Annotated in this window: 18 protein-coding genes; 9 read left to right on the top strand and 9 right to left on the bottom strand. The window is 66.8% G+C overall.

Annotated features, from left to right (window positions below):
- Nucleotides 1–69: 69 nt before the first annotated feature.
- The 6 genes from DKT70_RS01225 (at nucleotide 70) to ftsY (ending at nucleotide 6,790) form a co-directional block, all read left to right on the top strand.
- Nucleotides 70–1,263: an RSP_2647 family RNA methyltransferase gene (locus tag DKT70_RS01225; protein WP_111557446.1), complete on the top strand. Its 1,194-nt coding sequence runs from the start codon at nucleotides 70–72 to the stop codon at nucleotides 1,261–1,263.
- Nucleotides 1,263–1,802 carry an RSP_2648 family PIN domain-containing protein gene (locus DKT70_RS01220; RefSeq protein WP_111557445.1) on the top strand — a complete coding sequence of 180 codons (540 nt, stop codon included), beginning with the start codon at nucleotides 1,263–1,265 and terminating at the stop codon, nucleotides 1,800–1,802. Before DKT70_RS01225 ends, DKT70_RS01220 begins: the two co-directional genes overlap by 1 nt.
- A 60-nt stretch (nucleotides 1,803–1,862) precedes the next feature.
- On the top strand, nucleotides 1,863–3,314 hold the full coding sequence (gene zwf, locus DKT70_RS01215) for a glucose-6-phosphate dehydrogenase (RefSeq protein WP_111557868.1): 1,452 nt from the start codon (nucleotides 1,863–1,865) through the stop codon (nucleotides 3,312–3,314).
- Nucleotides 3,315–3,316: 2 nt separating this feature from the next.
- The gene (pgl, locus tag DKT70_RS01210; RefSeq protein WP_199559523.1) at nucleotides 3,317–3,988 is read left to right on the top strand and encodes a 6-phosphogluconolactonase; all 672 of its coding nucleotides are present in this window, start codon (nucleotides 3,317–3,319) and stop codon (nucleotides 3,986–3,988) included.
- A gap of 17 nt (nucleotides 3,989–4,005) precedes the next feature.
- On the top strand, nucleotides 4,006–5,616 hold the full coding sequence (pgi, locus tag DKT70_RS01205) for a glucose-6-phosphate isomerase (RefSeq protein WP_111557443.1): 1,611 nt from the start codon (nucleotides 4,006–4,008) through the stop codon (nucleotides 5,614–5,616).
- Between the two features lie 112 nt (nucleotides 5,617–5,728).
- Nucleotides 5,729–6,790 (top strand): signal recognition particle-docking protein FtsY, encoded by a 1,062-nt coding sequence (gene ftsY / locus DKT70_RS01200; protein ID WP_111557442.1) that lies wholly within the window; start codon nucleotides 5,729–5,731, stop codon nucleotides 6,788–6,790.
- On the opposite strand, the gene DKT70_RS01195 is transcribed toward ftsY, so the two are convergent.
- On the bottom strand, nucleotides 6,787–7,773 hold the full coding sequence (locus DKT70_RS01195; protein ID WP_111557867.1) for a GlxA family transcriptional regulator: 987 nt from the start codon (nucleotides 7,771–7,773) through the stop codon (nucleotides 6,787–6,789). The two genes, ftsY and DKT70_RS01195, sit on opposite strands and share 4 nt — an antisense overlap.
- Before the next feature lie 162 nt (nucleotides 7,774–7,935).
- Between DKT70_RS01195 and DKT70_RS01190 the strand changes: the two genes are divergently transcribed.
- A complete protein-coding gene (locus DKT70_RS01190; protein ID WP_111557441.1) occupies nucleotides 7,936–9,345 on the top strand; it encodes a class II 3-deoxy-7-phosphoheptulonate synthase in 1,410 nt (469 codons plus the stop codon).
- 54 nt (nucleotides 9,346–9,399) lie between these two features.
- Here the strand turns inward: DKT70_RS01190 and DKT70_RS01185 are convergent, their stop codons facing one another.
- From DKT70_RS01185 to DKT70_RS17980, 7 genes are all read right to left on the bottom strand, one after another.
- Entirely contained in the window at nucleotides 9,400–10,272 is an 873-nt protein-coding gene (locus DKT70_RS01185) for a lysophospholipid acyltransferase family protein (protein WP_111557440.1), read from the bottom strand.
- Nucleotides 10,272–11,162, bottom strand: a complete 891-nt coding sequence (locus tag DKT70_RS01180) for a DMT family transporter (RefSeq protein WP_233490366.1) — start codon at nucleotides 11,160–11,162, stop codon at nucleotides 10,272–10,274. Before DKT70_RS01180 ends, DKT70_RS01185 begins: the two co-directional genes overlap by 1 nt.
- A 118-nt stretch (nucleotides 11,163–11,280) precedes the next feature.
- Nucleotides 11,281–13,302: a transketolase gene (gene tkt, locus DKT70_RS01175; RefSeq protein WP_111557438.1), complete on the bottom strand. Its 2,022-nt coding sequence runs from the start codon at nucleotides 13,300–13,302 to the stop codon at nucleotides 11,281–11,283.
- An 83-nt stretch (nucleotides 13,303–13,385) separates the two neighbouring features.
- On the bottom strand, nucleotides 13,386–14,714 hold the full coding sequence (locus DKT70_RS01170) for an HlyC/CorC family transporter (protein WP_111557437.1): 1,329 nt from the start codon (nucleotides 14,712–14,714) through the stop codon (nucleotides 13,386–13,388).
- A gap of 9 nt (nucleotides 14,715–14,723) precedes the next feature.
- A complete protein-coding gene (locus DKT70_RS01165; RefSeq protein ID WP_111557436.1) occupies nucleotides 14,724–15,695 on the bottom strand; it encodes a tyrosine recombinase in 972 nt (323 codons plus the stop codon).
- The gene (locus tag DKT70_RS01160; protein WP_233490365.1) at nucleotides 15,692–17,239 is read right to left on the bottom strand and encodes a hypothetical protein; all 1,548 of its coding nucleotides are present in this window, start codon (nucleotides 17,237–17,239) and stop codon (nucleotides 15,692–15,694) included. Before DKT70_RS01160 ends, DKT70_RS01165 begins: the two co-directional genes overlap by 4 nt.
- A complete protein-coding gene (locus DKT70_RS17980) occupies nucleotides 17,232–17,390 on the bottom strand; it encodes a hypothetical protein (RefSeq protein ID WP_158529926.1) in 159 nt (52 codons plus the stop codon). The genes DKT70_RS01160 and DKT70_RS17980 overlap by 8 nt, the downstream gene beginning before the upstream one ends.
- A gap of 71 nt (nucleotides 17,391–17,461) precedes the next feature.
- Here DKT70_RS17980 and DKT70_RS01155 point away from each other — a divergent pair, with 71 nt between their 5' ends.
- Both DKT70_RS01155 and aroB read left to right on the top strand, forming a co-directional pair.
- A complete protein-coding gene (locus DKT70_RS01155) occupies nucleotides 17,462–18,067 on the top strand; it encodes a shikimate kinase (RefSeq protein ID WP_111557435.1) in 606 nt (201 codons plus the stop codon).
- Nucleotides 18,064–19,170: a 3-dehydroquinate synthase gene (aroB, locus tag DKT70_RS01150; RefSeq protein ID WP_111557434.1), complete on the top strand. Its 1,107-nt coding sequence runs from the start codon at nucleotides 18,064–18,066 to the stop codon at nucleotides 19,168–19,170. Before DKT70_RS01155 ends, aroB begins: the two co-directional genes overlap by 4 nt.
- An 87-nt stretch (nucleotides 19,171–19,257) precedes the next feature.
- Here the strand turns inward: aroB and DKT70_RS01145 are convergent, their stop codons facing one another.
- Entirely contained in the window at nucleotides 19,258–20,304 is a 1,047-nt protein-coding gene (locus DKT70_RS01145) for a Glu/Leu/Phe/Val dehydrogenase dimerization domain-containing protein (protein ID WP_111557433.1), read from the bottom strand.
- Nucleotides 20,305–20,405 lie beyond the last annotated feature (101 nt).

Raw genomic sequence — 20,405 nt, 5'->3', positions numbered from 1 at the left:
TCGGCAGGTCGGTGCGGCTTGTGCGACGGGTGGTCCCGTGTCAGATCAGCCGCGAAAGGATTTTTTCCAATGAATGATCTGCCCGTCCTGCGCCTGCGTCCGAAATCGAAACCCCAGGCCATCCGTCACGGTTTCCCATGGGTCTTTGCCGATGAGGCCGTGCTGGACCGCCGCACCAAGGCCCTGCCTGCGGGCGGCTTCGCCGTGCTGGAGGATGCCGAACGCCGTCCCCTGGCGCTGGTGACGGTGAACCCCGTGTCCAAGATCATCGGGCGGGTGATGGATCTGGATGTCGATACCCAGATAGACGGGGCATGGCTGCGCGCCAAGCTGTCCCGCGCGCTGGAGATGCGCGAAAGGCTCTATGATCAGCCCTTCTATCGCCTGATCCATGCCGAGGCCGATGGCCTTCCGGGCCTGATCGTCGACCGTTTCGGCGATGCCGTCGTCATGCAGCCCAATGCCGCATGGTCCGACAATATGGCCAATGACATCGCCGATGCCCTGATCGAAGTCGTGGGCGTCAAGACCGTCATCGCCAACGGGCAGGGCCGCGCGCGCGGTCTGGAAGGTCTGGCCGAACGTATGGACGTGCTGCGTGGCGATGCGCCCGAGGCACCCGTGCAGGTGTCGATGAACGGCGCGATCTATCTGGCCGACATGATGGGCGGGCAGAAGACCGGCCTCTTCTACGACCAGCGCCCGAACCACGCCTTTGCGCAACGCCTGTCCAAGGGCGCGACCGTACTGGACGTCTTCAGCCATGTGGGCGGTTTCGGTCTGGCGGCGCTGGCTGCAGGCGCGACCCATGCGACCGCCGTCGACGGCAGCGCCCCCGCGTTGAAGCTGGCGCAGGGCGGGGCCGAGGCCATGGATTCCGCCGACCGCTTCGAGACCATGCAGTCGGACGCATTCAAGGCGCTGGAAGCGCTGGCCGAACAGGGTCGTCAATTCGACGTCGTCATCTGCGACCCGCCAGCTTTCGCACCGTCGAAATCGGCGCTGGACGCGGGCCTGCGCGCCTATGAGCGCGTGGCCAAGCTGGCGGCACCGCTGGTTGCGCCGGGTGGCTATCTGGGTCTGTGCAGCTGTTCACATGCCGCCGATCTGACGGCCTTCCGCAACTCCAGTGCGCGGGGCATCGGGCGCGGCGGTCGTCGCGGCGTGCTGATCCACACGGGGCAGGCGGGTCCCGACCATCCGACGCTGCCGCAGCTGGCGGAAACGGGCTACCTCAAGTCGCTGTTCTTCCGGCTGGGTTGATGCGCGCCGTTCTGGACGCCAATGTCCTGTTCCCCACCATCCTGCGCGAGATCCTGTGCGATCTGGCGCAGGACGGGCGGTTCACGGCCTTGTGGTCCGAACGCATCCTGGAAGAATGGCGCCGCGCCGCCCTGCGCATCGGCCCCGATGCGGGGGCCGTCGCCGGGGCCGAGATCGCGCTGTTGCGCCTGCGTTTTCCCGACGCGATCCTGCCGGATGACGGGCAGGCGGCCATCGATCTGGATTTTCCCGACCCTGCCGACCGCCACGTCGCCGAGGCCGCGCTGGCGGGCGGGGCGTCCCTGATCGTCACGGCGAACCTGCGCGACTTTCCCCAATGCCTGATGGCAGGACTGGGGCTGCGGGCGATCCATCCCGACGCTTTCCTGCTGGACCTGTTCCGGGGCGGTCCCGCAGAGGTCGTCAGGGCGGTCCGTGCGGCCTGTGACAAGGCCGTGGCGATGGGGGGGCAGATGACCCCTGAACAGATGTTGAAACGCGGCAGGCTGCCGCGTCTTGCCAAGGCAGTGGGCGGTTGAACATCGTTGCTGTTATCGCTAACAAGGGATATGGCGGAAGCCACCCATAAGGAGGACAGCATGGTCTCGCGTGTCATTCCGGTCGAAGATTTCGACCTTGTGATCTTTGGCGCTACGGGCGACTTGGCGCATCGCAAGATTTTGCCGGGACTTTACCGGCGCTTCAAGGCGGGCCAGTTCCCGGCCACCAGCCGCATCATCGGCGCGGCACGGACCGAACAGGACGATGACGGGTTCCGCGCCGAGGCATCCAAGGCGATCTGCGAATTTGCAAAGGTCGCCGAGGATGATCCGCAATTGGCGCAATTCCTTGAGTTGCTGGGATATGTGTCGATCGATGCCCGCGGCGAAGGTGGCTGGAAGGAACTGAAGGCGCGCATGCGCCCCGGCGCGGTCCACGCCTTCTACTTCTCGGTCGCGCCGGCGCTGTTCGGCGACATCGCGGAACGCCTGGCCGGTCACGGCATCGCCGATGACGACAGCCGCATCGTGGTGGAAAAGCCCTTCGGCCGCGATCTGGCATCGGCCCGCGCATTGAACGACACGCTGGCCCAGCATTTCCACGAACAGCAGATCTATCGGATCGACCATTACCTGGGCAAGGAAACCGTCCAGAACCTGATGGCCGTCCGTTTTGCCAACATCCTGTTCGAACCGCTGTGGAACGCCCAGTTCATCGACCACGTGCAGATCACGGTGGCCGAAACCGTGGGCGTGGCCGGGCGCGGCAGCTATTACGACAAGTCCGGCGCGATCCGCGACATGGTCCAGAACCACATGATGCAGCTTTTGTGCCTGATCGCGATGGAGCCGCCCTATCACTTCGACCCCGACGCCGTGCGGGACGAGAAGTTGAAGGTCATCCGCGCCCTGCAGCCGGTCGAGCCCGCCGATATCGTGCGCGGCCAGTACCAGGCCGACGAGGGTGGCACCGGCTATGTCGAGGATTCCGAGGACCCCAATTCGCGCACCGAAAGCTATGTCGCGATGAAGGTGCGGATTTCCAACTGGCGCTGGCAGGGGACGCCCTTCTATCTGCGCACCGGCAAGAAGCTGCGCGCGCGCACCAGTGAGATTGCGATCACCTTCAAGGAACCGCCGCATTCGATCTTTGACGACAGTGGCACCCCCAAGGCCAACGAACTGGTCATCCGCCTTCAGCCGAACGAAGGCATGAACATGAAGGTGATGATCAAGGAACCCGGTCCTGGCGGCATGCGCCTGGTCCAGGTGCCGCTGGACATGTCCTTTGCCGACGCCTTGGGGCCGGAAGGTGCCGACATGCCCGACGCCTATGAGCGGCTGATCATGGACGTGATCCGTGGCAACCAGACGCTGTTCATGCGTGGCGACGAGGTCGAGGCCGCATGGGCCTGGACCGACCCGATCATCAACGCGTGGGAAGACAGCAAGCGCAAGCCCGAACCCTATGATGCCGGATCCTCGGGGCCCGAGGAAGCGTTGCGCCTGATGCATCGCGACAACCGTCGCTGGAGGGAGATCCGCTCATGACCATGGAATTCAAGGAATACCCCGACCGCGAGATGCTGGCCCTGTCGCTGGCCGATCAGCTGTCCTCGCAGCTGGCGCAGCATCTGCGCAACAATGACAGGGCGACGCTCTGCGTGCCGGGCGGCACATCGCCGGCGCCCGTCTTCGAGACCCTGTCGGGCACCCATCTGGACTGGGGCCGCGTGACCGTGGTTCTGGGCGATGAACGGTGGGTGGACGGCGATCACAAGCGGTCGAACAGCCGCCTGCTGCGCCGTCATCTGCTGAAGGACAAGGCGGCGGCTGCCGATTACATCGACCTCTATACCGGCGATGCGGCACCCGATCTGGCGACCGATGGGCTGGCCGAACGCCTGCGGCCGCATCTGCCGCTGACCGTCGCGCTGCTGGGGATGGGCAATGACATGCACACCGCCAGCCTGTTCCCCGGTGCCGATCACCTTGAGGCCGCGATGGCCGCCGATGCACCCCCCGTCATGGCCATCCGTGCCGATGGCGCCGAGGAGCCGCGCATCACCCTGACCCGCCCGATCCTGGCCGATGCGATCAACATTCATGTGCTGATCATGGGCCCCGAAAAGCGCGAGGCGCTGGAACGGGCGCAAAAGCTCTCGCCGCTCGAGGCGCCGATCCGGGCCTTCCTTGATGCCGCCACCGTCCACTGGGCCGAATGACCGAAGGAAATAGCGTGATGTCCGACAGTTGGAACCGTCTTAAAACCTACCGCCAGGCGCAGGGCGATCTGCGCATCGAAGCCCTGTTCGCCGATGACGCTGCCCGCGCGACCGGGTTCTGCACCAAGGCCGACGGTCTGGTCTTTGACTGGTCCAAGACCACCATCGACGCCAAGGCCCGCGACCTGCTGCTGAGCCTGGCCCGCGACGCCGGTCTGGAAGACCGCCGCGAGGCCATGTTCACCGGCCAGCGGATCAACGAGACCGAGGATCGCGCCGTGCTGCACACCGCGCTGCGCAATCTGTCAGGCAGCGTGACGGTGGACGGCCGGGACGTGATGCCCGCCGTGCGCGATACCCATGCCCGCATGACGGCATTCGCCCGCGACCTTCGGTCGGGCGCCTTTGCGGGGCAGGGCGGCAAGATTACCGATATCGTGAATATCGGCATCGGCGGGTCCGACCTTGGGCCCTATATGGCGGTGCTGGCGCTGGCGCCCTATCACGACGGGCCGCGGGCGCATTTCGTCAGCAATGTCGATGGCGCCGATATCGCCGACACGTTGAAGGGGCTGGACCCGACCACGACGCTGGTGATCGTCGCATCCAAGACCTTCACCACCATCGAGACGATGACCAACGCCAAGACCGCCCGCGACTGGATGGCGGACAAGGTGGACGAACCGGGCGCGCAATTCGTGGCCCTGTCGACCGCCGCCGCCAAGGCCGCCGATTTCGGCATCGCGGCCGAACGCGTCTTCGGCTTCGAGGATTGGGTCGGCGGGCGCTATTCCGTCTGGGGACCGATCGGCTTGTCCCTGATGCTGGCCATCGGGGATGAGGGGTTCAATCAGTTCTTGGCAGGCGGCGCGGCGATGGACGCCCATTTCCGCACCGCACCGCTGGACCAAAACCTGCCGGTGCTGCTGGCGCTGACGGGCATCTGGCATCACCAGATCTGCGGCTATCCCACCCGCGCGGTCCTACCCTATGATAACCGCCTGCTCCGTCTGCCCGCCTATCTGCAGCAGCTGGAGATGGAATCGAACGGCAAGCGCGTCGCCATGGACGGCAGTGATCTGGAGGTCGTCTCGGGTCCAGTGGTCTGGGGCGAACCTGGCACCAACGGTCAGCACGCCTTCTATCAGCTGATCCATCAGGGCACGACACCGGTGCCTTGCGAATTCATCCTGGCAGCCAAGGGTCATGAACCCCATCTGGCGCATCACCACATCCTGCTGGCTGCCAATTGCCTTGCCCAGTCCGAGGCATTGATGCGAGGCCGGTCCTTGGATGAGGCGCGCGACCTGATGAAGGCCAAGGGGCTGGAAGGGGCCGAACTGGAACGCCAGGCCCGCCACCGCGTCTTCCCGGGCAACCGGCCGTCGACGACGCTGCTGGTCGACCAGCTGACGCCTTATGTGTTGGGCCAGATCGTCGCGCTTTACGAACACCGCGTCTTTGTCGAGGGCGTCATTCTGGGCATCAACAGCTTTGATCAATGGGGCGTCGAACTGGGCAAGGAGCTTGCGCTCAAGGTCGAGCCGCTGCTGAAGGGTCAGGATGCGCCGGGGCATGACGCCTCGACCACCAATCTGGCCGCGATGATCGTCGCGGCGCGCGGCTGAACGAAAACCGGGAAGGGCGGGGAATGGTCCCGCCCTTCCCGGTTGAACTTGACGGCTTTTCCTTTGCCGCGTGAACAGCTAGGGTCGGGCCCGCAAAAACAGGGGGCCGATCATGGCGTTTTTCTCGAAACTGCGTGAAAGACTTGGCAGGTCTTCGACGAAGATCAGCTCGGATCTGGACGATATCGTCGCCGAGGCCCCGCCCGCAGCCGCACCCGAGGCCGCGCCGGCACCGGCCCCCGTCGAACATGTCGTCGAACCACCGGCCCCCACCGCCGCCCCCGCCGCGACGCCGGGCTTGGTCGGGCGTCTGTTCGGCCGGTCCTCTCAGCCCGAGGAACCGCGCCGCGCGCTGGACGACGCGATGCTGGAAGACCTGGAAGACATGCTGGTGCAGGCCGATCTGGGCGTCGACACCGCCCTTCGGGTCAGCGCCAACATCGCCGAAGGACGCATGGGCCGCCGCGTGTCGTCGACCGAGCTCAAGGAGCTGCTGGCCACCGAAATCGCGCGCATCCTGGCCCCGGTCGCCCGTCCACTGCCGATCTATGCCAAGAAACCGCAGGTCGTGCTGGTCGTCGGCGTGAACGGCGCGGGCAAGACAACCACCATCGGCAAGCTGGCCAGCCAGTTCCGCGCGGCGGGCAAATCGGTGGTGATCGCGGCGGGCGATACCTTCCGTGCGGCCGCCGTCGAACAGCTGCAGGTCTGGGGGGACCGCGCGGGCGTGCCGGTGATGGTCGCGCCGCAGGGCAGCGACCCTGCCAGCCTGGCTTGGGACGCGATGGTCCGGGCCGAGGCCGAGGGCGCGGATCTGCTGATGATCGATACCGCCGGACGCCTGCAGAACCGTCAGGACCTGATGGAGGAGCTGGCCAAGATCGTCCGCGTCATCCGCAAGAAGGACCCCGAGGCGCCCCACAACACCCTGCTGGTGCTGGACGCGACGACCGGCCAGAACGCGCTGAACCAGGTCGAGACCTTCCGCAAGCTGGCCGATGTGTCGGGCCTGGTGATGACCAAGCTGGACGGGACCGCGCGCGGTGGCGTGCTGGTGGCGCTGGCCGACCGCTTCGGCCTGCCGATCCATGCCATCGGCGTGGGCGAACAGATCGACGATCTGGACGCCTTCGACGCGCAGGACTTCGCCCGCGCGCTGGTCGGGCTGTCCTAGACCGCAGGAACCGAGGATGTCCCCCGTTCGCGATAGGGCGTGCTGCCATATTGCGCGCGGTAGCATTTCGAGAAATGCGAGGGGCTGGAAAACCCCGAGGCCAGAGCGATCTCGATGATCGACATCTCGGTCTGCATCAGCAGGTTGCGGGCGCGGGCCAGGCGCGTCTCCATGTAATACCGCTTGGGGCTGCGGTTCAGGTATCGCCGGAACAGCCGCTCCAGCTGACGGGTGGACATGCCCGCATCCAGCGCCAGCTGCGCGGGGCTGATCGGGTCTTCCAGGTTCGCCTCCATCCGCGCGATGACCGCGGCAAGGCGGGGATGGCGCACGCCGATGCGGGTCGGGATCGACAGGCGCTGGCGGTCCTGTTCGGTGCGGATGGCGGTGTGCAGCATCTGGTCGGCCACATCGGCGGCAAGGGCATCGCCATGCGCCTCGGCGATCAGGTGCAGGATCAGGTCGATGGAACTGGTCCCGCCAGCCGCCGTCAGCCGGTTGCCGTCATGCACGAAGACGGATCGGAACAGATCGACCTCGGGGAAGGCCTCGGCGAAACCATCGTGGTTTTCCCAGTGGATCGTGGCCTTGCGCCCGTCCAGAAGGCCCGCCTCGGCTAGGATCCATGCGCCCGTGCAGACCGCGCCCATGGCCGCACCCCCGCGTGCCTGCCTGCGCAGCCAGGCCAGCACGGGGCGCGTGGCTTCGCGCGCGATCTCGGTTCCGCCGCAGACGATCACGACCTCGTCCCGGCCCGGCGGCGGGGCGTCGCCCTCCAGCCCCCCGTCCAGCACGACCCGCGCGCCGTTGGAACAGACCGACATGTCGCCCCGCGCCCCCACCAGCCGCCAGTCATAAAGTGGCCGCCCCGAGGCTCGGTTGGCCAGCCGCAACGGTTCGATCGCAGCGGTAAAGGGCAGCATCGTGAAACGATCCAGCAGCAGGAAGGTGAAGCGGCGCGGTTTGTCGGTGGCCATCGGCATGTCTTTGCAAAGGTTTCGCGGGCCACCCAAACAGGGAATCGCGGCGGCGGCAAGCATGGCTTGGCCCGGCGACGAAAGCCCGCCCGATTGCACGGCAGGGTCTTTCCCTGCACGGTGTTAGCGACTATACAAATCCGACCATTTTTCCAAGGAGCGCAGGACATGACGCAGGATATCCGCAAGACCGCCGCCACCCAGACCTGGGACAAGGCAGGCTGGCGCGCCTATCCGCGCGTCCAGATGCCCGATTATCTGGATCCCGCCGCATTGGACGCCGTGGAATCGCAGCTGCGCCGCTATCCTCCGCTGGTTTTCGCGGGCGAGGCGCGGCGGCTGAAGGCCCAGCTGGCCGATGTGGCCGCCGGCCGCGGCTTCCTGCTGCAGGGTGGCGATTGCGCCGAAAGCTTCAGCGAATTCAGCGCCGACAATCTGCGCGACACCTTCAAGGTCATCCTGCAGATGGCCGTGGTGCTGACCTGGGGCGCGCAGATGCCCGTGGTCAAGGTGGGTCGGATGGCCGGCCAGTTCGCCAAGCCGCGCAGCGCGCCGACCGAGACCATCGGCGGCACCGAGCTGCCCAGCTATCGCGGCGACATCATCAACGGGTTCGATTTCACCCCCGATGCCCGCATTCCCGATCCGCAGCGGATGCTGTCGGCCTATACCCAGGCAGCGGCGTCGCTGAACCTGCTGCGGGCCTTTTCGACCGGCGGTTTCGCCGACATGCATCGCGTCCAGAGCTGGATCGCCGATTTCGTCGGCGGCCCCGAGGCGGCCAAGTACCGCGAGATCGCGGGCCGGATCAGCGACGCCATGGCCTTCATGCAGGCCGCGGGCGTGAATTCGGAAACGGCACATCAGCTGTCCAAGGTCGATTTCTATACCAGCCACGAAGCGCTGCTGCTGGAATACGAAGAGGCGCTGGCACGGATCGATTCGACCTCTGGTCTACCGGTGGCGGGTTCGGGCCATATGATCTGGATCGGCGACCGCACCCGTCAGCCCGACGGCGCGCATGTCGAATTCTGCCGCGGCGTCCAGAACCCGATCGGTCTGAAATGCGGTCCCACGACCACGGCGGATGACCTGAAGGTGCTGATGGCGAAGCTGAACCCGGAAAACGAGGCGGGCCGCCTGACCCTGATCGCGCGCTTTGGCGCCGGCAAGGTCGGCGATCACCTGCCGCGGCTGATCCAGGCCGTTCAGGAAGAGGGCGCGAATGTCGTCTGGTCCTGCGACCCGATGCACGGCAACGTCATCAAATCCTCGACCGGCTACAAGACACGCGCCTTCGATTCGATCCTGCGCGAGGTCCGCGAGTTCTTTGCCATCCACAAGGCCGAGGGCACGATCCCCGGCGGCGTGCATTTCGAGATGACCGGCAAGGACGTGACCGAATGCACCGGCGGCGTCCGCGCGGTGACGGACGAGGATCTCTCGGACCGCTATCACACCGCCTGCGATCCGCGCCTGAACGCCAGCCAGTCGCTGGAACTGGCCTTCCTGGTCGCCGAGGAACTTCGCGCCCGTCGCGAAAATGCAGCCGCGGAACAGGCTGTCAAAGTGGTCTGATTACCGCCCGCGAAGGACGAAAAGGCCCGGGGTCAATCCCGGGCCTTTTTCATGTCAGCGTTTCCAGCGGCGGTGGATCCAGAACCATTGGTCCATGTGCTGTCGGACCAGCCTCTCCAGATCGTCGTTCAGCGCCTGCATCATCCGGCGCGGATCGTCATGTTTGACGGGCACGCCGACCTGGACGCGAAAGCTGAGCCCGTCGGGCTGGCGGATGGCCGCGATGGGCACCAGCAGCGCCTCGTATCGCCGGGCCAGTTCCGCAGGGGTCAGCACGGTGCGCGAGGGCAGGTCGAAGAAGCGCAGCTCGGCCCCGTCATGGGCGAACTGATCGAAACCCAAGGCCAGCCAGCCGCCCCCGCGCAAAAAGCGCAGCATCGCGGCCAGACCCGACCGACCACGCGGAAAGAGCGGCTCGGCAATGGCGGTAATGGCGGGGACGTAATGGCGGTTGAAGGCCTCGTTGTTCATCGGCCGGTAGAGGGCACCCACCGGCCAGCCCCGCCCCGACAGGGCCGCGCGCATCGCGTCGTAATTGCCGAAATGCGCGCAGGCCAAAATCACCGGACGCCCGGTTTCGAAGGCGGCTTCCAGATCGGACAGGCCCGGACCCTGCAGCGGGTCGGCGTCATGGATGCGCGACGTGAACTGATCACCCGAATAGATCTCGGCCAGCGACCGGCCCGCATTTTCGGGCACGCGGCGGACAAGATCCTCGACCTCGGCCTCGGACAGGTCGGGGCGGGCCAGGTGCAGGTTGTCGCGGATGCGCCGCCGCCATCCGGCGACGGGGGCGATCACATGGGAAAAGACCCATCCGATTGCCGGGATGCGGCGTTCATAGGGCAGGATGCGGGCGATGCCCATGATCGCCAGGAAGGCCGCATTTCCCAAGTGGTCGGGAAGCGATGGCTTGTCGTCGGGCATCAGGCCTCCTTTGCCACGCGGGCCTCTCGGGACCAGACGTAAAGACCGGCCGTCACGATAATGGCCGCCCCCGCGATCGTCCAGCTGTCGGGCAGTTGGCCGAAGAACAGCCAGCCCCAGACCCCCGCCCAGATCAGGCCAGTATAGCCGAAGGGCGCCAGCACGCCCGCCTCGGCGGCGCTGAAGGCGCGCACCAGCAGGTATTGGCTGGCCGTCCCGAAGATGCCCAGCAGCACGAAGGCCCAGATGTCGCCCGAGGCGATCGGTTGCCAGAAGAACGGCACGATCATGCTGGTGATGGTGGTCCCCACCACCGCCGACCACATGACCGAGGTCGCCACCGAATCCGACCGCACGATCCGCGTCAGCAGCGCCCCCGCCGCATAGGTGAAGGCCCCCGCCAAGGGCAGCAGGGCGGCAGGCTGGAAGACCCCCAGGCCCGGACGGATGATGATCAGCGCGCCGACCAGTGCGGCGGCGATCCCGGCGACCCGGCGCGGGCCGATCCTTTCGCCCAGGAACAACGCGGCCCCCAAGGTGATCAGAACCGGGTTCAGGTCCATGATAGCCGTGGCTTCCGCCAACCCGATATATTGCAGCGATGTGAAGAAGAAGCCGACCGATCCCAGTTGCATCAGCGCCCGGCCCAGCTGCGTGCCGGGTTGCCGGGTCCGCATCAGCGGGATCATCTTGTGCCGGAAGATCAGCGCGAAGATCAGCAGATTGCCCACAAAGCGCATCCAGATGACCTGCACCGGATGATAGCTTTGGGTCAGGTGCTTGGCGGTCGCGTCCATCAGCGTAAAGCCAAGGATGGCCGCCAGCAGCAGGGCGATGCCGCGCGCCTGGTCGGATCGCGGTTGCCGCAACCCGTCCCTTTCGCGACCCATCAGCGCGAATGCGCGCGCAAGCACCCGCATCAGAGCGAAGGATCATGGATATCGGGGCGGCGCGGAGGCGATTGCCTCCGCGCCGCCCCAACGCCCCCGCCAAAGGCGGTCGGTGATGTCACAGCATGCCTTTGACGTGCTCGACGACCTTGTCGGCGGTGATGCCGAACTCCTTGTAGAGTTCCGGTGCCGGACCCGAAGCGCCAAAGCCCTCCATGCCGACAAAGGCCGATTTGGCTTCCTGGCCACGTTCGCCCAGCAACAGCCAGTCCCAGGGCTGGCGGACCGCCGCTTCGATCGCGACACGGACCGTCTGCGCCGGCAGCACCTGCTGGCGATAGGTCGCGGGCTGGTCGCGGAACAGCTCCATCGAGGGAACCGAGACGACACGGGTCGGGATGCCGGCATCTTCCAGCACGTCGCGTGCTGCGACCGCGATCTCGACCTCGGAGCCGGTGGCCATCAGCACGGCCTTGGGTTCGCCACCCACGGCTTCGCGCAGGATATAGGCACCCTTGGCGGTCAGGTTCTCTCCGCCGTCCTGGCGCAGGGTCGGCAGGTTCTGGCGCGACAGGGCCAGGACCGAGGGCGTGCTGTCCTGCGACAGCGCGATTTCCCAGGCCTCGGCGGTTTCGATCTGGTCACAGGGGCGCAGGACCAGCGTGTTCGGCGTCGCGCGGCAGATGGCCAGATGTTCCACCGGCTGGTGGGTGGGGCCGTCTTCGCCCAGGCCAATGCTGTCATGGGTCATCACATAGACGACCGGAACCCCCATCAGCGCCGACAGGCGCATCGCGCCGCGGGCATAGTCGGTGAAGGTCATGAAGGTGCCGCCATAGGGGCGGAAGCCGCCATGCAGCCAGATGCCGTTCATCGCGGCGGCCATGCCGTGTTCGCGGATGCCGTAATGCAGATAGCGGCCCATGCGGTTGTCAGGCGCAAAGACACCCTGGCCGCCGGTCTTGGTGTTGTTCGAACCGGTCAGGTCGGCCGAGCCGCCGAAGTTTTCCGGCATTTCGGCGTTCAGCGCGCCAAGGGCGTTTTCGGACGCCTTGCGGGTTGCCAGCTTGGGCTTTTCCTCAAGCGTCTTGGCCTTGAACTCGGCGACGACCTTTTCCAGCTTGGGGTTCGTGTCATTGCCGATCCGGCGGGCGAATTCCTCGCGGTGATCGCCCGACAGGGCATCGACGCGGTCGTTCCAGGCCTTGCGCGCCTCGGCCCCCCGCTGGCCGATCTTGCGCCATTCGGTCAGGATCGCGTCGGGGATCTGGAAGGACTCGGCGTCCCAGCCATAGGCGGCGCGGGTCGCAGCGATCTCATCCTTGCCCAGGGGCGATCCGTGGACCTTGTTCGTGTCCGACTTGTTGGGCGAACCGAAACCGATGATCGTCTTGCAATCGACCAGAACCGGACGGCCGTCATCCTTGGCCGCTTCGGTCAGGGCGCGGTCGATATCGGCGGCGTCATGACCGTCGCAGGACAGCACCCGCCAGCCGGCGGCGGCAAAGCGCGCATGCTGATCGGTCGAATCCGACAGGCTGACGCGGCCATCGATGGTGATGTCATTGTTGTCCCACATGACAATCAGGCGGCCCAGTTTCTGGTGGCCGGCCAAGGCGATCGCCTCGTGGCTGATGCCCTCCATCAGGCAGCCGTCACCCGCGATGACCCAGGTTCGGTGGTCGCACAGGGAATCGCCGTATTCGGCGCGCATGGCTTCCTCGGCGATGGCGAAACCGACGGCGGTCGCGATGCCTTGGCCCAGGGGGCCGGTGGTGGTCTCGACGCCCTCGACATGGCCGTATTCGGGATGGCCCGCGGTGATCGCGCCCATCTGGCGGAAGTTGCGGACCTGGTCCAGCGTCATCTGCTCATAGCCGGTCAGGTGCAGCAGCGAGTAGATCAACATCGACCCGTGGCCCGCCGACAGGATGAAGCGGTCGCGGTCGAACCAGTGCGGCGCCGAGGCGTCGAACTTCAGATGGTTCTTGAACAGGACCGTGGCGACATCGGCCATGCCCATGGGCATGCCGGGGTGGCCGGAATTGGCGGCCTCGACGGCGTCCATGGACAGGACGCGGATCGCGCTGGCCAGATTCCAGTGGTCGGGGTTGGCGGTGCGGCGTGCGGCAATGTCCATGACGATCCCTTGCGGCTGAAAATGATGCGTTGGTGTTAGGGGTGAAGTGGGTCGGTTGCAAGCCGCCCGCGCGTTTGCCGACCCTAAGATTCGGCCCCGCGCGGGCCGACCAATGGCCGTATGCGCAGCCGGGTGATACGATTTTCACGTCGCGTTACAACTTCGAAGCGGTACCCGTGGAAGGAAAAGACCTGACCCTGTTCCGGGATGGACTGCGCCATGTGGATCACTAGACCGGCAACGGTGTTGGCCTCTTCGTCGGGCAGGGTCCAGTCCAGCTGGCGGTTCAGGTCGCGGATGGTCATGCCGCCCTCGACCAGGTAATCGCCCTGTGCGTTGGGCTTCAGCGTCTGGTCGGCTTCGGTGTCGTGTTCGTCGGCGATCTCTCCGACGATCTCCTCCAGGATATCTTCCAGGGTAATCAGCCCGCGCAGGGACCCGTATTCATCCACGACCAGCGCGAAATGCGTCCGCCGCTTCAGGAATTCGCGCATCTGTTCGTCCAGCGCACTGGTTTCGGGCACGAAATAGGGCGACATCACGACCGACATGATGTCGAAACGCGCGGCCGCGGATGGATCGCCCGCCTCGCGCACGGCGCGGTTCACGGCGCGCAGCAGGTCCTTGGCGTGAACGACGCCCACGACATTCTCGCGTTCCTCGCGATAGACGGGCAGGCGGGTATGGGGACTGGCCAGAATGGTGTCCAGGATCTTTTCGGGCGGCAGGTCCGCATCAATCATCTGGATCTCGCTGCGGTGAAGCATGATCTCCTCGACGGTGCGGTTGCCCAAGTCCAGCGCGCCCAGCAGGCGGTCGCGGTCCTCCTTGTGAACGGCGCCGGCGGCATGGCCGATGGACAGGGCCCCGGCGATTTCCTCCTCGATCGAGAACATGTGCGACCCGGGATCGGTCTTGAGCCCGAAGATGCCCAGTATCCCGCGCACGATCAGACGCACGACGGTCACGATGGGCGACAGGATGATGGTCAGCATCCGGATGGGGCGGGCGACCAAGCTTGCGACCTTTTCAGGGGCAGAAATCGCATAGGTCTTGGGCATCACCTCGGAAAAGATCAGCACCAGCACGGTCATCACGATGGTGGCGATGGCGACGCCGCTGCCACCCAGGATGCGGGTGAACAGGGCGGTCGCAAGGCTGGCCGACAGGATGTTGACGACGTTGTTGCCCAGCAGGATCGCGCCGATCAGGCGTTCGCTGTCCGAGGAGACGGCGATGGCGGCCTGCGCGCCCGTGTCGCCCTTGTCCGCCCGGGACCGCAGCTTGGCGCGGCTGGCCGCTGTCAGCGCGGTTTCCGAGCCAGAGAAGAAGGCCGACATCGCCAAAAGCACGATGATCGAGGCGGCGGTCAGCCACAGGGCGGCGTCGAAGGTACTTGAAGGATCGTCCATGGGTCCAGATCAGGTTGAGGGATCGCCGCTCTTGCGGCATTCGTTGGCAACGTGCGCCAGCGGGTGATGGTTCAGCACAAGATCGCGCATGCGCTGGTCCAGCACATGGGTATAGATCTCGGTCGTTCCCAGATCGGCGTGACCCAGCAACAGCTGGATGCTGCGCAGGTCGGCGCCGCCTTCCAGAAGATGGGTCGCGAAGGCGTGGCGGATGACATGGGGGGTCACGCGCGATGGTGCGACGCCCGCCTCGATGGCCATCAGGGTCAGCAGGCGCGACAGGCTCTGGCGAGGCATGTGACCCTCGGCCCCGATCGCGGGGAACAGCCAGCGCGCGCCGGGACCCTGCAGCATCCGATGCAGGGCGCTGCCATAAGGGGCAGCGTCGCGCAGCGCGATCCATTCGCGCAGCGCCGCGCGGGCCGGGTTGCTCAGCGGCACCATCCGGTCCTTGCCGCCCTTGCCCTTGACGACCAGCACCGCCGGGTCGCCCCGACAGCCCGCCACCGGCAGCGACACCAGTTCCGTCGCGCGCAGACCCGTCGCGTAAAGCAGCTCGATCAGGCAGATGTTGCGGGCGCGGTCGGTCTGGGTGCGCCCGGTCCGGCCTGCGGCATCCAGCAGCGCTTCGACCTCGGCGCGTTCCAGCGTCTTGGGCAGGCGCTTGGCGCGTCCCGGTCCCGCGATGCGCAGCGCTGGATCATCGGTGCGCCAGCCTTCTTCCAAGGCAAACCGGGTGAACTGGCGGATGGCCGACAGGCGGCGGGCGCGGGTGGCACGCGACAGCCCCTGGGCGTCGCAATGGGTCAGGTAATCCTCGATCTGGTCGCGGGTCAGGTTGGCCAGCGACAGGCGCCGGTGGCCCAGCCAATCCGACAGGTCGCGCAGGTCGCGCCCATAGGCCAGCAGGGTGTTGCGCGCGGCACCCGCCTCGGCGGCCTGCGCGTCCAGGAAATCCGAAATGGCGCGGTGATCGCTCATCCCGCCTCTCCGGCCAGTTCGGACAGCAGCGCGATCTGGGCCGCGGCCAGATCGGCGTCCTGCGTCAGCCCAAGCGCGCGCATCTGGGCAACGCCGCGCGCGGCCCGCGCCAGATCACCTTCCAGGGCTGCGTCGATATCGCTCATGGCCGACAGCAGCGCCTCTCCCTTGGCGGTGGCGGGGGCATCGGGCGGGGGCAGCTTCTCGATGGGTTCGACGGCATCGGGCAGGGGGCGCATGCCCTGCCATGCCTGCAGCAGCGCGGTGATGCGGGCGGTGTCGGGGTCCTCGCTGTCGGGCAGATCCTGGGCGACCATGCCGGCCAGCAGATCGGCCATGTCGGCCCGACGGAATTCGTCAAAGGCGCGGGGCAGAGCCTGGCGCAGGTCGCCGCTGACCAGCGCCGCCTCCAGCGTGCGCATCACGCCGGCCCGTTCCCAGACCCCGCCCGATGCGGCGGGCCGCTGTTCGGCATAGATGGCGCGCAGCTGCTGATGGGACAGCGCACCGGCCCGGACCAGACGCTCGGCCGCCTCGACGCGGGCCTTGAAGCCGCTGTTCAGCCGCAGGTCCGATTGCGCGAAGGCCACGGGCAGGGGCGTGGTCGGCAGGGGCTGGCCGATGGCCTCGTGGATGCGGAATTCGATCGGGGTCATCGGATCGGCGGGTTCCAGAATTTCCGCGCCATCGACAAAGGCATCGTCCAGGAAATGCGTCAGCAGGATGGCACGGCGTTCGTCGATCAGCCCAAGCGCCTCGGCGCCATGCAGGCTGACGGCGGCCGCCGCCCAATCACCGGTCTGCGCAAGGCAGAAGATCCGCGCGGTAAAGCTGGGCGCGATGCCGGGGGTGCTGTCCATGATGGCGCAGGCGCGCGATTCGTCCCCCTCCAGCAGGGCGATGTCGAACATGCGGCGAAAGATCTCGGGTTCGCCCGGGCCTGCGGCGGCGAGCAGGGTCTGCGCGGGCTGCAGCGCGCCCATGTCCAGCAGGCGGTCGACACGGGCCAGGAACAACTGGCCCGCGATGTTGCCCGAGCCCCCCGTGACGGCACCGTCGCCCTGGTCGGTCGCCTGATCGGGGGTCCATTTCGGCGGGGTCAGCTGCGCGGTCAGGATGCGGCGCATCAGGTTCTGCATCGCGGGCAGCCGCGCCGGGGTGGACAGCACCTGCGCCGCCAGCGCCGACGGATCGCTGCCCTGCCACAGATCGGCGGGCAGTCCGGCGCGGCCGGCGCTTTGGGTGCCGGTATGGTCGGGGTTCGTCTGGTCCAGGCGGGTGACCTGCACGGGCCCCACCGCACCGCTTTCGGCCACCGCGCGGCGGCTTGGCTGGCCCTTGGGGTCGGGGCGCCGGCTGCCGTCGCCGGGCCGCCAGGCCGAACTTTCGCGCTGCGGCCCGCGCACGCTGCCCGACAGCCAGTCGCTGGCCGACAGGGGCTGCTGCGCAGCCAGCGCCATCGGCTGTGCGACCAGGCATCCGCTCAGCAGCAGTGCGGCGATCCGGCCAAGGGCAGGGCGCGGGGCAGGGGCGGGATCACTCACTGGCAGGCTCGGACGTGCCATCATTCGCGCCCAGTTGCAGCTGCGTGCGGGTTTCGGTCCGGTTGGGGTCCATGTTCCCCAGATAGGCATAACCCACAAGGCCGATCAGCCCTGCAAGAATCAGCACCACCAGTATCTTGATCTTCCGCATCGAATTCGCCTTTGCTCGACCGTGTTTTATATGGCTCGGGCCGGTTCTACGCCGGCTTGTCCCGAATATATATGGCAATTTCCGAAAGATCACGTCATTCAGTCACCCGATTGACGGGGGCTGGGATGACCAAGCGGATTGCGCGCCATATCGTGCTGATCGGAATGATGGGGGCCGGCAAGACGGCCGTGGGGACGGAACTGGCCCGACGGCTGCGTGTGCCCTTTACCGATTCCGACGCCGAGATCGAGGCCGCCGCCGCCATGTCGATCAGCGAGATCTTTGCCCGCGACGGCGAAAGCTTCTTCCGCGACCGCGAAAGCCAGGTGCTGACGCGGCTGCTGGCGGGACGGCCAAGCGTGATCTCGACCGGCGGGGGTGCTTGGCTGCGCGCCGAGAACCGGGCCGCTATCGCGGCGCGCGGGATCTCGGTCTGGCTGAACTGTTCCCCCGAGGTGCTGTGGCACCGCGTCCGCCAGCGCAGCACCCGACCGCTGCTGAAGACCACCGACCCCAAGGGGACGCTGCTGCGCCTGCTGGAGGAACGCAGCCCCATCTATGCCCAGGCCGAGGTCGAGTTCCTGTCCCAGCCCGGCGACAGCATCGAAGCCTCGACCGACCGCCTGATCGCGCAGCTGCGCGCCGCCGACCCCACCCTGATCGAGGACAAAGCATGACCCAGCCCGTTACCGTCCATGTCCCTCTTGGCGATCGCGCCTATGACGTTCGGATCGGCGCGGGGCTGATCGCGCGCGCCGGCGCCGAGATTGCGCCGCTGCTGGCGCGCCCCCGCGTCGTCATCGTCACCGACGAAAACGTGGCCGCCCTGCACCTGGAACCGCTGAAGGCCGCGCTGGCGGCGGAAGGCATCGCGCATGACGCGCTGATCCTGCCGGCGGGCGAGGCCACGAAAAGCTGGCCCCATCTGACCCGCTGCGTCGAATGGCTGCTGGAGCGCAAGGTCGAGCGTCGCGACGTGGTGCTGGCCTTGGGCGGCGGGGTGATCGGTGACCTGGTGGGCTTTGCAGCGGCGATCCTGCGGCGGGGGGTGCGCTTCGTGCAGCTGCCCACCTCGCTTCTGGCGCAGGTGGACAGCAGCGTGGGCGGCAAGACTGGGATCAACAGCGCGCAGGGCAAGAACCTGATCGGCGCCTTTCATCAGCCGTCCTTGGTGCTGGCGGATATTTCGGTGCTGGAGACGCTGACGGAACGCGATTTTCGGGCCGGATATGGCGAGGTGGTGAAATACGGGCTGCTTGGCGATGCCGATTTCTTTGCCTGGCTGGAAAGCAACGCCCCGGCCCTGCGGGACGACCCCGAACTGCGCCAGAAGGCAGTGGCCCATTCCGTCGCCATGAAGGCCGGCATCGTCACCCGCGACGAAACAGAGCAGGGTGAGCGTGCGCTGCTGAACCTGGGCCATACGTTCGGCCACGCGCTGGAGCAGGCGACCGGCTATTCCGACCGGCTGCTGCATGGCGAGGGCGTCGCGATCGGCTGTGCGCTGGCGTTCGATCTGTCGGCGCGGATGGGGTTTTGCAGCCAAGAGGATCCGAGCCGCGTGCTGGAACATCTGCGCGCCATGGGCATGCCCGCGCGGCTGTCGGACATTCCAGGCGACCTGCCGGACGATGCGGCGCTGATCGCGCTGATGGGGCAGGACAAGAAGGTCGTGGACGGCCAGCTGCGCTTTGTCCTGGCGCGCGGCATCGGCGATGCCTTTGTCAGCGATGCGGTCCAGACCGGACCCCTGGCGCAGGTCCTGAAGGAAGCGCGCTGATCCGAAACGGCAAGCGCCGCCGTCCCCCATCGAGGGGAACGGCGTCGCTGGACGGCCTTGCCGTCCGGTTCCGCCACCGATTTCGGCTCAGGCGGCCTTGCGGCCGGTCAGCATGTCGTGGACCATCTGATCGGCGATATCCGGGATCAGGCGGCCTTCGGCCTTGGCACGCGTCAGCATCTGGTCGACCCGGCCCGCAATGGCGATCAGGCGCTCCAGCCGCCAGGTGTCTGGCTGGGCGTGGATCTCGCTTGCGACGCTGATGATCCCGCCTGCGTTGACGACGTAATCGGGCAGATAGGTGATCTGGCGATCGGCCAGGATCTGCGCGACCGCGTCGGTGGCCAGCTGGTTGTTGGCAGCCCCGCAGACCAGCCGCGCCTGCAGCTGCGCGGCGGCCTTGGTGGTCAGCACGCCGCCCAGGGCGCAGGGGGCAAAGATGTCCATCGGCTGGTCGAAGACCTGATCCGGCGCGCAGACGGATGCGCCAAGACGCGCCTGTGCATCGTCCAGCGCCGCCTGGTTGATATCGGTGACGATCAGGCGGGCCCCGGCGGCATGCAGCTTTTCGGCCAGCGACATCCCGACATGGCCCAGACCCTGAACCAGCACGCGGCGGTCGGTCAGATCGTCCGTCCCGAAGACATGGGTCGCGCCAATCTTGAGGCAGCGAAACACCCCTTCGGCGGTCCAGGGCGAGGGGTCGCCCGAGGCGTTCGACAGGCCCACCGCATAGGCCGTCTGGCTGGCCGCATGGGCCATGTCCTCGGGCGAGATGCCCACATCCTCGGCGGTATAGTAGCGGCCGGCCAGCGTATCGACGGCGCGCCCGAAGGCCTGCATCAGGGCCGGCGTCTTGTCGTGGCGGGCATCGCCGATGATGACGGATTTCCCGCCCCCCAGCCCCAGATCGGCCATGGCGTTCTTGTAGGTCATGCCGCGGGCCAGCCGGGTCACGTCGTGGATCGCCGCCGCGTCATCGGCATAGGGCCACATCCGGCACCCGCCCGCGGCCGGGCCCAGCACCGTCGAATGCACGCAGATCAGCGCCCGCATCCCGACATCTGGATCCTGTGCCAGGACCAGCTGTTCAAAGCCATCGGGGGCGGTCATTTCCGTAAGTGTCAGTGCCATGGGCGGTGCCTTTTGGGTGGATCTGCTTGGAAAGTCCGAACCAGAAAGCGCCATGCGCGCATCATTGCAAGCGCAGGATCATTTGCAAATTTCGCGACTGA

Origin of the sequence: Paracoccus sediminilitoris, assembly GCF_003259195.1 — a bacterium.
Taxonomy (GTDB): Bacteria; Pseudomonadota; Alphaproteobacteria; order Rhodobacterales; family Rhodobacteraceae; genus Paracoccus; species Paracoccus sediminilitoris.
Note: the sequence above shows the minus strand (reverse complement) of the source record. Positions and strands in the feature narration are given on the sequence as shown.

What these genes read in the sequence shown, in the direction of transcription:
- DKT70_RS01225 (WP_111557446.1), top strand. Translation starts at nt 70, where the DNA reads ATGAATGATCTGCCCGTCCTGCGCCTGCGTCCGAAATCGAAACCCCAG.
- DKT70_RS01220 (WP_111557445.1), top strand. Translation starts at nt 1,263, where the DNA reads ATGCGCGCCGTTCTGGACGCCAATGTCCTGTTCCCCACCATCCTGCGC.
- zwf (WP_111557868.1), top strand. Translation starts at nt 1,863, where the DNA reads ATGGTCTCGCGTGTCATTCCGGTCGAAGATTTCGACCTTGTGATCTTT.
- pgl (WP_199559523.1), top strand. Translation starts at nt 3,317, where the DNA reads ATGGAATTCAAGGAATACCCCGACCGCGAGATGCTGGCCCTGTCGCTG.
- pgi (WP_111557443.1), top strand. Translation starts at nt 4,006, where the DNA reads ATGTCCGACAGTTGGAACCGTCTTAAAACCTACCGCCAGGCGCAGGGC.
- ftsY (WP_111557442.1), top strand. Translation starts at nt 5,729, where the DNA reads ATGGCGTTTTTCTCGAAACTGCGTGAAAGACTTGGCAGGTCTTCGACG.
- DKT70_RS01195 (WP_111557867.1), bottom strand. Translation starts at nt 7,773, where the DNA reads ATGCCGATGGCCACCGACAAACCGCGCCGCTTCACCTTCCTGCTGCTG.
- DKT70_RS01190 (WP_111557441.1), top strand. Translation starts at nt 7,936, where the DNA reads ATGACGCAGGATATCCGCAAGACCGCCGCCACCCAGACCTGGGACAAG.
- DKT70_RS01185 (WP_111557440.1), bottom strand. Translation starts at nt 10,272, where the DNA reads ATGCCCGACGACAAGCCATCGCTTCCCGACCACTTGGGAAATGCGGCC.
- DKT70_RS01180 (WP_233490366.1), bottom strand. Translation starts at nt 11,162, where the DNA reads ATGGGTCGCGAAAGGGACGGGTTGCGGCAACCGCGATCCGACCAGGCG.
- tkt (WP_111557438.1), bottom strand. Translation starts at nt 13,302, where the DNA reads ATGGACATTGCCGCACGCCGCACCGCCAACCCCGACCACTGGAATCTG.
- DKT70_RS01170 (WP_111557437.1), bottom strand. Translation starts at nt 14,714, where the DNA reads ATGGACGATCCTTCAAGTACCTTCGACGCCGCCCTGTGGCTGACCGCC.
- DKT70_RS01165 (WP_111557436.1), bottom strand. Translation starts at nt 15,695, where the DNA reads ATGAGCGATCACCGCGCCATTTCGGATTTCCTGGACGCGCAGGCCGCC.
- DKT70_RS17980 (WP_158529926.1), bottom strand. Translation starts at nt 17,390, where the DNA reads ATGCGGAAGATCAAGATACTGGTGGTGCTGATTCTTGCAGGGCTGATC.
- DKT70_RS01155 (WP_111557435.1), top strand. Translation starts at nt 17,462, where the DNA reads ATGGCAATTTCCGAAAGATCACGTCATTCAGTCACCCGATTGACGGGG.
- aroB (WP_111557434.1), top strand. Translation starts at nt 18,064, where the DNA reads ATGACCCAGCCCGTTACCGTCCATGTCCCTCTTGGCGATCGCGCCTAT.
- DKT70_RS01145 (WP_111557433.1), bottom strand. Translation starts at nt 20,304, where the DNA reads ATGGCACTGACACTTACGGAAATGACCGCCCCCGATGGCTTTGAACAG.